General features: G+C 45.3%; 13 protein-coding genes. 6 read left to right on the top strand and 7 right to left on the bottom strand.

The genetic code is table 11. From position 1 onward, the window contains the following. Positions 1–11: 11 nt before the first annotated feature. The 3 genes from FFM73_RS05610 to FFM73_RS05600 all read left to right on the top strand — a co-directional run bounded on the left by FFM73_RS05610 (position 12) and on the right by FFM73_RS05600 (position 2,558). On the top strand, positions 12–1,187 hold the full coding sequence (locus FFM73_RS05610; protein ID WP_137630803.1) for an aminotransferase class V-fold PLP-dependent enzyme: 1,176 nt from the start codon (positions 12–14) through the stop codon (positions 1,185–1,187). A 186-nt stretch (positions 1,188–1,373) separates the two neighbouring features. Beyond that, positions 1,374–2,174 carry a hypothetical protein gene (locus FFM73_RS05605; protein WP_137630802.1) on the top strand — a complete coding sequence of 267 codons (801 nt, stop codon included), beginning with the start codon at positions 1,374–1,376 and terminating at the stop codon, positions 2,172–2,174. A gap of 12 nt (positions 2,175–2,186) precedes the next feature. Beyond that, complete coding sequence (locus FFM73_RS05600) at positions 2,187–2,558, top strand: DUF1304 domain-containing protein (RefSeq protein WP_137630801.1); 372 nt, start codon at positions 2,187–2,189, stop codon at positions 2,556–2,558. Here the strand turns inward: FFM73_RS05600 and FFM73_RS05595 are convergent. Next, the gene (locus tag FFM73_RS05595) at positions 2,526–3,143 is read right to left on the bottom strand and encodes an endonuclease III domain-containing protein (RefSeq protein ID WP_137630800.1); all 618 of its coding nucleotides are present in this window, start codon (positions 3,141–3,143) and stop codon (positions 2,526–2,528) included. The genes FFM73_RS05600 and FFM73_RS05595 overlap by 33 nt on opposite strands. A gap of 146 nt (positions 3,144–3,289) precedes the next feature. Here FFM73_RS05595 and FFM73_RS05590 point away from each other — a divergent pair, with 146 nt between their 5' ends. The 3 genes from FFM73_RS05590 to FFM73_RS05580 all read left to right on the top strand — a co-directional run bounded on the left by FFM73_RS05590 (position 3,290) and on the right by FFM73_RS05580 (position 8,208). Beyond that, positions 3,290–4,249 carry a LacI family DNA-binding transcriptional regulator gene (locus FFM73_RS05590; RefSeq protein WP_137630799.1) on the top strand — a complete coding sequence of 320 codons (960 nt, stop codon included), beginning with the start codon at positions 3,290–3,292 and terminating at the stop codon, positions 4,247–4,249. A gap of 283 nt (positions 4,250–4,532) precedes the next feature. Continuing rightward, a complete protein-coding gene (locus FFM73_RS05585; RefSeq protein WP_137630798.1) occupies positions 4,533–5,903 on the top strand; it encodes an SLC45 family MFS transporter in 1,371 nt (456 codons plus the stop codon). Positions 5,904–5,955: 52 nt separating this feature from the next. Further along, positions 5,956–8,208, top strand: coding sequence for a glycoside hydrolase family 65 protein (locus FFM73_RS05580; RefSeq protein WP_137630797.1), 2,253 nt, complete (start codon positions 5,956–5,958; stop codon positions 8,206–8,208). A gap of 161 nt (positions 8,209–8,369) precedes the next feature. Here the strand turns inward: FFM73_RS05580 and FFM73_RS05575 are convergent, their stop codons facing one another. From FFM73_RS05575 to trpD, 6 genes are all read right to left on the bottom strand, one after another. Beyond that, positions 8,370–8,798: a MarR family winged helix-turn-helix transcriptional regulator gene (locus tag FFM73_RS05575; RefSeq protein WP_137630796.1), complete on the bottom strand. Its 429-nt coding sequence runs from the start codon at positions 8,796–8,798 to the stop codon at positions 8,370–8,372. 421 nt (positions 8,799–9,219) lie between these two features. Further along, positions 9,220–10,011 (bottom strand): tryptophan synthase subunit alpha, encoded by a 792-nt coding sequence (trpA, locus tag FFM73_RS05570; protein WP_137630795.1) that lies wholly within the window; start codon positions 10,009–10,011, stop codon positions 9,220–9,222. Beyond that, positions 10,004–11,218 (bottom strand): tryptophan synthase subunit beta, encoded by a 1,215-nt coding sequence (trpB, locus tag FFM73_RS05565; protein ID WP_137630794.1) that lies wholly within the window; start codon positions 11,216–11,218, stop codon positions 10,004–10,006. Before trpB ends, trpA begins: the two co-directional genes overlap by 8 nt. Positions 11,219–11,235: 17 nt before the next feature. Beyond that, on the bottom strand, positions 11,236–11,814 hold the full coding sequence (locus FFM73_RS05560) for a phosphoribosylanthranilate isomerase (protein WP_137630793.1): 579 nt from the start codon (positions 11,812–11,814) through the stop codon (positions 11,236–11,238). Between the two features lie 4 nt (positions 11,815–11,818). Next, positions 11,819–12,598: an indole-3-glycerol phosphate synthase TrpC gene (gene trpC / locus FFM73_RS05555; RefSeq protein ID WP_137630792.1), complete on the bottom strand. Its 780-nt coding sequence runs from the start codon at positions 12,596–12,598 to the stop codon at positions 11,819–11,821. Further along, positions 12,595–13,617 carry an anthranilate phosphoribosyltransferase gene (gene trpD / locus FFM73_RS05550; protein ID WP_137630839.1) on the bottom strand — a complete coding sequence of 341 codons (1,023 nt, stop codon included), beginning with the start codon at positions 13,615–13,617 and terminating at the stop codon, positions 12,595–12,597. Before trpD ends, trpC begins: the two co-directional genes overlap by 4 nt. Between the last annotated feature and the right edge of the window lie 229 nt (positions 13,618–13,846).

Genomic DNA, 13,846 nt, shown 5'->3' with positions numbered 1-13,846 from the left:
GAGGAATTTCAATGAGTATTAAAGATTTTTCAGATGACACTAAAGTCATTAAAACGACCACCCGTCCGGATCCAGAGACCGGGGCCATTAACCCACCGATTCAATTATCATCAACCTTTGTTCAGCCGAGTCTGGATCACTTCGGCAAGTACGATTATACCCGTAGCGGGAACCCCACTCGAGACGTGCTGGAAGAAAGTATTGCAGCCTTAGAGCATGGCACTCGTGGCTTTGCCTTTGCCACTGGGATGGCAGCTATTTCAACCGCGTTTCTCACTCTGCATCAGGGCGATCACGTAATCGTGACCAAGGATGTCTATGGCGGTACTTTCCGGTTAGTGTCTCAACTGTTGCCCAACTATGGTATTGATTATACGTTCGTGGACTGTAATGATGAGGCAGCTTTAAAAGCGGCGTTTAAGCCCAATACGAAAGTCGTTTACATTGAAACACCTTCGAACCCAACCCTAAAAGTTACGGATATCAAGCGGGTGGTCCAAATTGCTCATGCCCATGACGCGTTAGTCTTTGCGGATAACACGTTTATGACGCCAATTTTCCAGAAACCTTTGGATCTGGGTGTTGATCTAGTGCTCCATTCAGGGACGAAATTTCTGGCGGGGCATTCAGACATTTTAGCCGGCCTCATTGTGACTAAGTCCAAAGAGTTAGGCGACGCGGTCTATTTTATTCAAAATGCCATGGGGGCAACCCTTGGTATCAGTGACTGCTGGCTCTTACTACGGGGAATCAAGACGTTGAGCATCCGAGTAAAAGCGGAGGCCGCCAACGCCTTGTCGCTGGCTAAATGGTTAGCAGAACAGCCCATCGTCGAAAAAGTGAACTATCCAGGCCTCGAAGATTTTGACGGTCATGACCTGCAGTTCAGTCAAGCAACCTCTGGAGGCGCAGTACTTTCCTTTGACATTGGTTCAGAAGACAACGTGCGCCAATTAGTGCAGAAGCTGAAGATTCCAGTGTTCTCAGTATCACTAGGTGCAGTGGAAACGATTCTTTCTTATCCGCCGAAGATGTCACATGCTGAGATGTCAGCTGAAGAACGCCATGCTTGCGGGATTACGGACGGCTTGCTGCGGTTATCAGTTGGGGTTGAAGATGTAGATGATCTGAAAGCCGATTTTAAACAGGCGTTTGAGCAGATTAAGGCTTCACAATTACAGCGTTAGAATAGCAAAAATAGGGACCAGCAAATGTGCTGACCCCTATTTTTACTATTCAGGTTTAAATGCTTAACAATCTTGGAATCAGCGTTTATGAAGAAAATGAGCCGTGTCCCTTGCGACCAACCTTTACCTCTGCTACATTTGAGATAAGTATCCGAATGGGGGAAATGTCAAATGAGGAAAATAGGAATGGCATTAACAGTGGGATTAGTAGTTGGGGGCGTTGGCTTAACCACAACTTTGCCAGCAGCGGGGAAAACAGCCACGGCTTGGAAAACCGTGTCAACTAAGACGTATAACGATGTGGCCTACTACTCAAAAAAGAGCGGTAACGTTTATATGTGGAATACCAGTCACACTAAAAAGATTCATAATCTAAAAAATTATCCACGAACAACCTGGTACGTTTACAAGCGAGTAAAACTGCAACTAGGGAAGAAGACCGGCTACTACTATAAGGCGACTAATAATAACGGTCAGGCTAGGGGATTAATTTATCGGTCATATCTAACCAAGGGAGACAACCCCAAAGATGCTTTTGCCCATAGTTCGATCGTCAAATTCTATGGCAGCGGCTTAGCTGGAATCAAGTCGGTTCGCGAAGCAGCTAGATTACAAGCGGATATCCTGGCCCTATTTCCAGGCGCAATTTTGAATACCAGTTATTCCAAAGATGCGCAAAATGATCTCAATGCCGGTGTCAGCAAAACCGCTACTTATTCGAAACTCAACAAGAATTCGGCGGCCGTTGGAATTTTCACGCCTTATAACTGGACCAGCACTTCAAGTAAAACGGATTACACGAAACTAGTCAGTGCTGCTTTGGATGCGCAAGGCTATACGACGTCAAAACGGGCCAAGTATAAGGGGTATCAAATTGGCATCTATGCCACACCGCATGGCTATACCTCAAATTACCATAATTGGCCAAGTGGATATGGGTCATTTGGCATCTATCTGATACCAACTGGTGATTCAAAGTTATTTTAAAGGGGTGTTAAAATGTCACTAATCAGTACGATTTTGATCGTGATCGTTGCAGTGGAAGCACTGCTGATCTTGTGTTTGGAAATGTTTGGTTCTCAGACGGCTGCTGCTCGCAACGCGTTTGGTTTTTCAGCGGAATATCAGCATCAGCCAGAAACCAAGACGACGATGGCTAACATTGGTCTGTATAACGGTTTTGTAGGGGTCGGCCTGCTGTTCATGCGCTTCGCGTTACCTGCCAATGCGGTCATTTCAGGCAGTCTGCTATTTACCGGATTTGTGGTAGTTGCCGGCATTTATGGCGGCCTGACTGTTAACCGGCAAATTGCCTTAACGCAAGGGCTTCCTGGCTTATTAGCGTTTTTGAGCCTGCTGATATTTAAGTAGATCATGGGCTAAAAAACTATCAGCAAAGGTATCTTCACGTTGGAGATACTGCTTGCCAAATTCATCCAACTGACCGTGAAAATCCTGAGCCATTTCAAAGGTGAAGCTGTCAGGCAACGTGATCTGTCGCTTTAGGTGCTGATAAGTATCTGTTTGCCGATAGCCGAGGTGTTTGAATAGGCGCCGCGTATAGGAATCAGCAATAAAGGCCGGTAAATCAAAAATGTAGACTAAGTAGACATCAGCTGTTTCTTGACCCACGCCGGGCAGTGCCAATAGTTGTTTTCGTAGGTTCGATTGAGGTGTCCTAGAAGCGATGCCGGCGTAATCCCAGTGATGGTCGTTGAACCACTGGAAGATGTTATGGATGGCCTTAGCCTTATTGCGGTGAAAACCACTGGCACGAATCAAGTTCATTAGTTCAGTTTGCGATAACGATAACACCGTATTGGGGTCTAACCCGGTGCGGTGTTTTAAATTATTCAGGCCCACATCGGCATTTTGCCAAGCCGTATTTTGAACTAGGATGGCACCAACGATAATGTCACGCTTATCGTCTGCTGGCCACCAGCCAGAGGGTCCCATGTGGGTGAGCAGGGTTTGATATAACCAATTGATATTGATTGAAATGAGGCAAACCTTCTTTCGGAATTAAGATTGCGGTAGGAACATATCATTTTAAATAGCGATGGCTTACAATAATATCAGAATATTAAGGGAGGAAGAGCGCCATGGTGACAATTCGAGATATTGCTAAGCGTGCCGGCGTATCTGTTTCAACGGCTTCACGAGCGCTTAATAATCATTCAAGTATTAGTTTAAAAACGCGCAGTAAGATTCAAGCAATCGCTGAAAAAATGGGCTATAAACCTAACTATAATGCTAAGACGTTAACTACCGGTGTTTCGAACGCTGTTGGCGTTATTTTCCCACCTGGTGATATGAGTATGTCGGCTAACCCGTTCTTCGTTGACCTCTTAATGGGCATCAACAAAGAATTACAGGCACGCAATGCCATGCTGTCAGTAGCCATTGCTAATAATAGTCAGACACTGGTGCAAAACGTTGAGACACTGATCAGCCAGGGGTTGATTCATAATTTTATTTTACTCTATTCGATCCACAACGACCCGGTAATCGATTTATTGAAAAAACAGGGGATGACTTACGTGTTAGTGGGCGATCCCAATGAAGATTCCGAAAAGTATGTCAATAATGATAACCGACTAGCGGGCCAAAGAGTCGGTGAATACCTCATTGACGTTTTTAAAGCGACCCATACTTTATTTGTCGAGCAGCTGCCAGAACTGGGATTTGAACGGCAACGGCGGTTGGGGTTCCAAAAAGCAATGAAGATGGCTAACGTGCAAACGGAAACACTGCAGCTGCCAAGGCTGAATCAAGTCCACTTAAATCAGGCGGTAGCGCAATTTTTGCGAACGCGCGCGACGATTGATGGCATCGCCACAACTGACGACCTTTTAGGCGTTATGATTTCTCAGACCATGTGGGAACTGCAAAATACGCAAACAGCGTTGATTAGTTTCAACCGCAATCAGGTAGGCTTTTTAGCGGATGAACAGGTTCGCTTTGTAGAACTCTATCCCGAGCGGATGGGTCAAGCAGCGGTCCGAGTGCTATTTGATGCAGATAAACGATCGGAATTAATTCCCTTCACAATTGAAAAGTAATGCTGATGATCATCAGGAAATGGCCATTTTAATACTTCAATATAGTCTAAGCGTGTGCTGAAATTCAAATTTCGGTCATTTAACCCCAATTAAACCTAATTTCGACAAAATTTGCCGAAAGCAGTCTAATTGGGGTTAAATTCTGAAATCTATTAAGTTTTGGTACACTTTTTTTAAAAAAATCAATGCAACCGGTTGCATTATGGTGCAAACGGTTGCATAATATATTTGCGAAAGCGTTTGCAATTATTAATCTTTGTTCAATCCTGTAAGGAGGATAAATATGTCAGATACAACTGCTTCAACGCCAACAGCAGAAACACCTAAAAAAGATCTGCTGCCAACGTTACCGTCGTCAACTATATTTTTGATCAACTTTGGGTTCTTAGGCGTTCAAATGGCCTTTCAACTGCAAAGTACGAACATGGGCCGGATCTTCCAGACCATTGGAGCCGATCCTAACAATTTAGGCTGGTTCTTTATCTTACCACCATTGGCTGGGATGATCGTTCAGCCATTAGTGGGTCACTTTTCTGACCGGACTTGGATCCCAAGACTTGGCCGTCGGATCCCTTATCTGCTGATTGGGGCCGTTATCGCCATGGTCGTTATGTTCCTCTTGCCAAATGCCGGTAGTTTTGGCTTTGGTTTTGGTTCACTGGCCGCCTTATGGTTCGGTGCAATTGCCTTACTGTTCATGGATGTTTCTTCTAACATTGCGATGCAGCCATTCAAGATGATGGTTGGTGACATGGTTAACGAGAAACAAAAGGGCTTTGCTTATTCGATCCAAAGTTTCAGTTCTAACGCCGGTGCCTTATTAGCCAGCATCTTCCCATTTGCTTTGACTGCATTGGGAATTGCCAACACCGCTAAAAAAGGGACTGTTCCAAATTCCGTTGTTTGGTCATTTTACGCTGGTGCGATTATCCTGTTACTTTGCTGCTTACTGACTGTTTTCCGCGTTAAGGAATACGATCCAGTGACTTACGCTAAGTATCATGGGATTGATAAAAACGAAAAACGTAAGGGTATGTTTGAAGCATTGAAGACAGCTCCTAAAGTCTTCTGGACAGTTTCCGTTGTGCAATTCTTCTGCTGGATGGGCTTCCAGTACCTCTGGACTTATTCTACTGGTGCCATTGCTTCTAACGTTTGGGGTGTCACTAACCCAACTAGTGCTGGCTATCAAGCAGCCGGTAACTGGTATGGTGTGATGTCTGCCGTACAATCAATCGCCGCTGTTATCTGGGCCTTAGTCTTATCACGGGTCGGTAACACACATCACAAGGCTTTCTACTCAGCAAGTTTGGTTATGGGTGCCATTGGGTTTGGTTCCATCTACTTTATTCACGATAAGTACACCTTACTGATTTCCTTTATTTTGATCGGTTGTGCTTGGGCTGCAATGAACGCTTTCCCATTCACTTTCTTGACCAATGCGATTACCGATTCTGCCAACATGGGGACTTACTTGGGCTTGTTCAACAGTTCAATTTGCTTACCACAAATCGTAGCTTCCCTGGCCAGCTTCGCCATCTTCCCACTGTTAGGTTCACACATGCCAACAATGCTGCTATTATCAGGTATCTTCTTGGCACTGGGTGCTTTATCAGTCGGTATTGTCAAAGAAGTTTGGGCACGAAAAGCTTAGTTAGACGACTTTGACCGCAATGAACAAACACTAAAAAGGAATGATGATCAATATGAAAAGAACGTTTGAAGTGACACCGTGGCACGTTATCACGCATGAATTAAAACCGGAGAACAAACGGCTTCAAGAATCCATGACCAGTCTCGGTAATGGCAATATGGGGATGCGCGGTTTCTTTGAAGAAGATTATTCGGGTGACACACTGCAAGGAATCTACCTTGGCGGTGTCTGGTTCCCAGATAAGACCCGGGTCGGCTGGTGGAAAAATGGTTATCCGAAATACTTTGGCAAGGTGATCAACGCAATCAACTTCATTAAGTTAAACGTGCTGATCAACGGCGAACCCATTGATCTGGCAACCGATACCTTCACTGACTTTGAGATGGATCTGGATATGAAGCAGTCACGCCTGACCCGTTCATTTACAGTGATCAAGGGTGCTCAAAAGGTTGGTTTCAAGTTTGAACGGTTCATTAGTGCCGCACAAAAAGAACTGTCAGCAATTCGCTTAACAGTGACTAACCAAGGCGACCTATCAGTCCACGTGACGTTTAAGTCAGCCTTAGACGCGGATGTGCAAAATGAAGATGCCAACTATGATGAACGCTTCTGGGATATCTTGAAAACTAACGCAACAGCTGATACTGGTTCAATCGTAGCCATTACGAAGGAAAATCCATTTGGCACGCCACGGTTCACAGTTGGCATGAAGATGACCAACGTAGCCGACTTCCCAGCTGATGCTGTTAAAAATAACAGTAAAGAAGAAGTTGTTAACCAATTCAGCGGTGATCTGGCTCCTAAAGCCAGCACGCAATTGGTTAAGCGAGTTGTTGTTTTGACTTCCCGTGATTATCAGACCCAAGCTGAACTGGAAAGCGCAATGGACAAGCTGAGTGCGCACGTAACTGCTATTTCTTACGATGATCTATTTGCTAAGCACGCTCAGATCTGGGCAGATCGTTGGGAAAAGTCCGATGTTGAAATTGAAGGCGATACCGGCGCACAGCAGGGGATTCGTTTCAATCTCTACCAGCTATTTTCAACCTACTACGGTGAAGATAGCCGTCTAAACATTGGTCCTAAAGGCTTTACCGGTGAAAAGTACGGTGGTGCGACTTACTGGGATACTGAAGCTTTCGCGGTTCCCGTTTATCTGGGAATCACTGATCCAAAGGTCACCCGTAACTTGCTGATGTATCGTTACCAGCAATTGGACGGTGCTTACCATAACGCCCGCGAACAAGGACTCAAAGGGGCCTTATTCCCAATGGTGACCTTCGATGGGATCGAATGTCATAACGAATGGGAAATTACGTTTGAAGAAATTCATCGGAATGGCGATATTGCCTTTGCTATCTTTAACTACACCCGTTATACCGGCGATAAGAGCTACGTGCTTAACGAAGGCAGCAAGGTTCTGACCGAGATTTCTCGCTTCTGGGCTGATCGAGTCCACTTTAGCGAACGTAACCAAAAGTACATGATCCATGGTGTTACTGGTCCTGACGAATACGAAAACAACGTTGATAATAACTGGTACACGAACTATTTGGCACAGTGGACACTGCGCTATACCCTGCAGATTTTGGGCGAAGTCTCCGATGAGGTTGCTCAAAAACTTAATGTCTCCGATGCTGAAAAGAAGCAGTGGCAAGATATCGTCGACCGGATGTATCTGCCAGCAGATAAGAAACTCGGTATCTTTGTACAGCATGATGGGTTCTTGGACAAGGATATCAAGCCGGTTTCATCGATTCCAGCCGACCAATTACCAATTAATCAACACTGGTCATGGGATCACATTTTGCGGTCACCTTACATTAAGCAAGGTGATGTCCTGCAAGGTATCTGGGACTTTATCGATGACTTTACGCCGGCACAAAAGAAGGCTAACTTTGACTTCTACGAACCATTGACGGTGCACGAATCAAGTCTGTCCGCTGCCATTCATTCAATCTTAGCCGCTGATCTGCATTATGAAGATAAGGCCGTTGAGATGTACGAACGGACGGCGCGTTTGGATCTAGACGACTACAACAACGATACCGACGATGGGCTGCACATTACTTCCATGACTGGTAGCTGGTTAGCTATCGTGCAAGGGTTCGCAGGGATGCGGGTTCACGATGACCAGTTGCACTTCAAGCCGTTCTTACCAAAGAAGTGGACAAGTTACCAGTTCCGGGTATTGTTCCGCGGCCGTTCAATTCAAGTTCACGTGGATGGTGATGGTGCCAAATTAACACTGTTGTCAGGTGATCCAATTGAAGTTGAATTAAATGGTGAAAAGAAACAGCTTTAACGTTAGAAATAGATTTGATCATGTTAGACCTAACTAATCTGGCAGATCAAATAGGATAGAATAAAGGGCTTCATTCCAGTGCTTAGCTGGAATGAAGCCCTTTTGACGTTAAAAATTTGTCGAATATTGAGTGTTAATTAATCAGTAATAAGTGCAGTGAACTATTCTTGAGATTTATCAAGTTGTTTTTGAACGACGTAGAGCAATTCGGTTAATTTGGTAGCGTCAGCGTCTGACAAAGGATCTTCTAGCGTTGCATTAATTTGCGTGAAGCTTGTTTGGATCTTTTTGACTAGGTCGTTGCCAGCTTGCGTTAGGGACAGTAACTTGGTTCGTTCGTTTTCAACTGGGATCGTGCGGACGACTAGGTTACGACGGACTAAACCTTTTAATAAGTTGGTGACGCTGGCCTCTTGTCGATGCAGATAGTGGGCAACATCGCGTTGCATGCTATCGGGGTGACTGGCGATAAAGTTGATGGTGCGTGCTTGATCGGTATTCAGATCCAATAAACGTAATTTTTGGTTCAAGTGCTGTGTCTCAAAACTCGCAATATAATGAATTAAGCTAGAAGTTGTTTTCGTGTACATAAGGTTCCCCTCCTCCAAATAAAAATCATCTGTAGAATAACAGTATATGCTTGCAAATACAACAGAAAAGACTTGATTTTGACAACTTTTTTTGAAAATGATGGCTTTTCTTTAAAGGCTTAGTGAATGCGTGATAGGGCGTAAACTGGCTTAGTAGTGGTTTAAAATCGCTTATTATCAGCTTAAAAAAAGTATTATCTGCTTTATTGATGAATCAAAATTTTATTTCTGTTTAATTCTATGATGTTGTGACAATTATGCAACTCATCAAGTATCAGAAGTCCCCAAGCCCGTTTTAGAATTTGGGGTTTTTGAAGTTTGACTAGCAATAATGGTCAAAGCACTTAAATTATCAAACAAAAACAGGTATCACTTTCCCGACTAAAGGGAGACGTGTTACCTGTTTTTGTTAGCAGCCTGTCTATCTCACTGGATGGGCATTGACTGCTTTTTTCATTTGTTTGGTGTAGTCCAATAATTTAGTGGGTGCCTGTTTGCCGTATTCGGCGACAATGTTGACGCAGGCACTACCAACGATGGCACCATCAGCGATTTGCGCCATTTCGGTGGCTTGCTCTGGGGTATGGATCCCAAAACCAATGGCAGTTGGGACGTCGGTCACTTTACGAATCCGCGTAACCAGTTCTGAAAGGTCGTTAGCGAATTCACTGCGTTCACCAGTGACGCCTAATGAAGAAACCACGTAGATGAAGCCGGTAGCTGCTTTAGCGATTTTTTCGATCCGGTCACCGGAAACTGGGGTGACTAATGGAATTAAGTCAACGTTGTGTTTTTTAGCAGCTGGTTCCAGTTCACCGCGTTCTTCCAATGGCATATCAGGAATGACTAAACCATAAATACCTAACTCCTCACAACGAGCAGTGAAGGCTTCGTAGCCGTATTGGAAGACGATGTTTAAGTAGGTTAAAAAGACTAGCGGGACATCGGTCTGCTGGCGAATGGCTTTGACGATGTCGAAGATCGTGTCCATTGGTAAATCCGGATCAGCTTTTAAGGCACGAATATCGGCAGCCTGAATGACGGGGCCATCAGCAATCGGGTCTGAAAATGGAATCCCGATTTCAACAATATCTGCACCGCCTTTAGCCAGTGCGACCACGTTGTTGACAGTACCTTCAAAGTCCGGATCATTAGCTGCAATGAACGGAATGAAAGCCTTCTTGTTTTTAAAAGCGTCTGTTAGTTTAGTCATCAATATCCACTCCTCTGTATTTAGCAATCGATGCTACATCTTTGTCGCCCCGACCTGAGAGGGTGCAGACAATAATTTGATCCTTGCGCATCTTTGGCGCAATCTTGCGAACGTAAGCCACCGCATGACAGCTTTCGATGGCGGCGACGATACCTTCCATTTTGGCAATGTATTCAAAAGCGTCAACGGCTTCATCATCGGTGATACCAACGTATTGCGCACGACCAGTTTTAGCCAAGTAAGCATGTTCTGGACCGACACCTGGATAATCCAGACCTGCTGAAATGGAATAGACTGGGTTGATCTGACCGGTCTTGTTCTGTAAGAACATCGACTTCATACCGTGGAAGATTCCGTTAGAACCCCGTTCAACAGTGGCGGCAGTCAGTTCGGTTTCAACCCCTTTACCAGCAGCTTCAGCGCCTACCAGCTGAACACTTGGGTCGTCGATGAAGTTGGCGAATGAACCAATGGCGTTTGAACCGCCACCCACACAAGCGACCACCATATCAGGTAATTTGCCGGTTTTTTCTTTGAGTTGAGTCTTAGCTTCTTGACTAATGACACTTTGGAAATCCCGGACCATTAATGGATATGGGTGAGGACCAGTAGCTGAACCCATCAAATAGTAGGTGTCGTCGATCCGTTTAGTCCAGTCTTGCAGCGCCGCGTTGATGGCATCCTTTAAGACCATTGAACCACTGGTAACGGGGTGCACCTTAGCACCTAACAATTCCATCCGGTAAACGTTCAGTTTTTGACGGTCAGTATCCTTTTTACCCATGAAGACTTCACATTCCATACCGAAGTAAGCAGCAATGGTGGCAGTAGCCACACCATGTTGGCCGGCACCGGTTTCAGCAATCAAACGGGTCTTGCCCATGTGCTTAGCCAGCAATGCTTGACCGATCACGTTATTGATCTTGTGGGCACCAGTATGGTTTAAATCTTCACGCTTTAAGTAAATCTGTGCACCGCCAAGATCTTTGGTCATCCGTTCAGCATAGTAGAGTAATGAAGGCCGGTTAGCGTAGTCCACTAACAGATCGTGCAGTTCGGTCTTGAATTCTGGATCGTTCTTGTAATGTTCATAAGCTTTGGTCATGCGATCCAGTTCGTTCATCAGAGTTTCTGGAATATATTGACCACCATAGTCGCCGTAACGGCCGGTAGTGTTTTTGTTAAGGTTTAAGTTCAGTTCAGTCATTTGATAAATTCCTTTCGTTAGTTAGCATGTGTAGTTGCAACAATGGCGCGAATCTTGTCGGCGTCTTTTTGACCGTTAGTTTCAACACCGCTGGAAACATCGATGACATCTGGATGAACAGCGGTAATCGCGACCGTGACGTTTTCGGGGGTGAGCCCGCCGGCAAGGATAAAGGGGTGCGGGGCTTGTGGCACCCGTGACCAGTCCAGGGTGATCCCTGAACCGTTCCCACTATCCAGCATCACGTAATCAGCTGCAGTTGGGGTAATTTTGGCATTGGGTTTGTAGACTTGAAAGACGGTTGCACCCGCCTGTTTCAACGCCTTAACCGTTTCTTCGGATTCATTGCCGTGAAGCTGAACGATTTGAATGGCACCGCTGTGGTAGATGTCTAACATATTTTGTAAGGGTTCGTTGACGAAGACCCCAGCAGTTGGAATATCATCATCAATCAGTTCACGAAATTTTAACGCAGTAGCAAGTGAAATCTGACGACGGCTTTTCGCAAACACAAAACCAGCGAAATCTGGGTGCACTTCATTAATCGCTTGCGTATCTTGTTCTCGCATTAACCCACAGATTTTGATTTGCGTCATGTCATCACACTCCTAATAATTGCGTAATTTTTTTAGCTTTATCCGGTGCAGTCATCAAGGCTTCACCGATCAAGATACCATTCATGTGGTTGGCTTCCATCACCTTAACGTCGTCTCTGGTATGAATGCCAGATTCAGCGACAAAGGCGATGTTATTTGGCACCAGTTTGCGTAACTTGATGCTGTTGTTGAGTGAAACATCGAAGGTTCTTAGATCACGATTGTTAACACCAATCAACTTTGCACCAACGTCTAATGCCCGCTGTAATTCTTGTTCATCGTGGGCCTCAACTAAGGCTGCCAGGCCAAGCTCGTGAGCCAGTTTGAAGTAATCCTCCAGCTGCTGATCACTGAGGATTGCTACTATTAATAAGACGATACTGGCACCGGCTGCTTTAGCCTGATACAGCATGTAAGGATCGACCACGAAGTCTTTGCGTAACACGGGGACACTCACCGCTGCTGCAATATCTTGTAGATAGTGAATGTCACCCTTGAAATAATCGGGTTCGGTGAGTACTGAAATGGCGCTGACACCGTGCTGATCATAATCCTTAGCAATCTCTAGATAGGGGAATTTTTCGGCAATCAGTCCCTTAGAAGGGGATGCTTTTTTGACTTCACCGATCAAATGAATGCCAGGCGCATTGAAACGGTCATAAACTAGTTGCGGATCTTTCGTCGGCGTTGCGGCCGCTTTCGCTTGCATTTCTGCTAGTGAGATCGTTGATTGTTCACGTTTCATGCGGCGCTTAGTTGCTGCCACAAGGTCGTCTAAGATCATGCTACTTGTGCTCCTTTCGTCAAATCGATGAGTTCGTCCAATTTAGCTTGTGCTGAACCGTTATCGATCACTTCAGCAGCCTTTTGAACGGCTTGCTCGATGGTCATCTCTGGATGAGCAGTGTAGAGCGCTAAGCCAGCGTTGAGAAGGACGATATCGCGTTTAGCACCTTTCTTACCGGCTAAGATATCACGGGTGATTTGCGCATTGTCTGCTGGTGTACCACCGACGATATCCTGTTTTTGAGCCCGCTTTAAACCGAATTGTTCTGGCGTGATGGTGTAAGCCTTGAAGTTATCGCCGCGAACTTCAACCACATGGGTTGGTGCTGAGATTGAAGCTTCATCGAGGCAATCGTCACCGTGAATGACTAATGCGTTATTAACGCCTAGTGCGTGGAGTACGTGTGCCATTGGTTCGAGTAAGGCTTCATCGTAAACGCCGAAGAGCTGCATCCCGGCATGAGCTGGGTTTGCCAGCGGTCCAAGGACGTTGAACAAGGTCCGAATCCCAAGGGCCTTACGAACTGGTGCAACGAAGCGCATTGCCTTGTGATATTCCTGAGCGAATAAGAAACAGATACCAATTTGATTTAAGATGTCTTCACTGGCTTCTGGTGTGACGTTGATGTTAACGCCTAAGGCTTCAAGGACATCAGCGGCACCGGATTTTGATGAAGCAGCTCGGTTACCGTGCTTGGCAACTGGGGTACCAGCCGCTGCGGCAACTAGTGAAGAAGTGGTTGAAATGTTGAATGAGTTGGCGTGGTCACCACCAGTACCAACGATTTCAAGCACCGGTTCGCCAGCCTTAAAGGTTAAAGCGTGATCTCTCATAGAATTAGCAGCACCGGCAATTTCTTGAACGGTTTCGTGCTTCACGGTTAAAGCAGTGAGTAAACTGGAAATTTGAATGTCGTTGGCTTTGCCATCCATGATTTCGTTCATCACGTCGTTCATTTCGTCAAAGGTTAAGTCGGTACGGTTTGCTACTTTTGTAATTGCATTTTCAATAGTCATTTGGGTCATAGTAATTCCTCCAATTAGGTTAGTTAGTGTCAGTCGATTGAGATGTTTCTGCTAACAGGCTTTGCCATCGCGTTTGATTGAAGTTTGTCATGATTAAGATCTCCTTTGCGGTTATATTGCTGAAATATACTAAGATAAGGGAGTCAAAATGCGACGGTATTTTGGCTCCTTTTTTGATACATTGAGGATGGGACAAAAGGTCGCGAACGCGTTGGGCAAA

The sequence above is a fragment of the Secundilactobacillus hailunensis genome (assembly GCF_005405185.1).
GTDB lineage: Bacteria > Bacillota > Bacilli > Lactobacillales > Lactobacillaceae > Secundilactobacillus > Secundilactobacillus hailunensis.
Note: the sequence above shows the minus strand (reverse complement) of the source record. Positions and strands in the feature narration are given on the sequence as shown.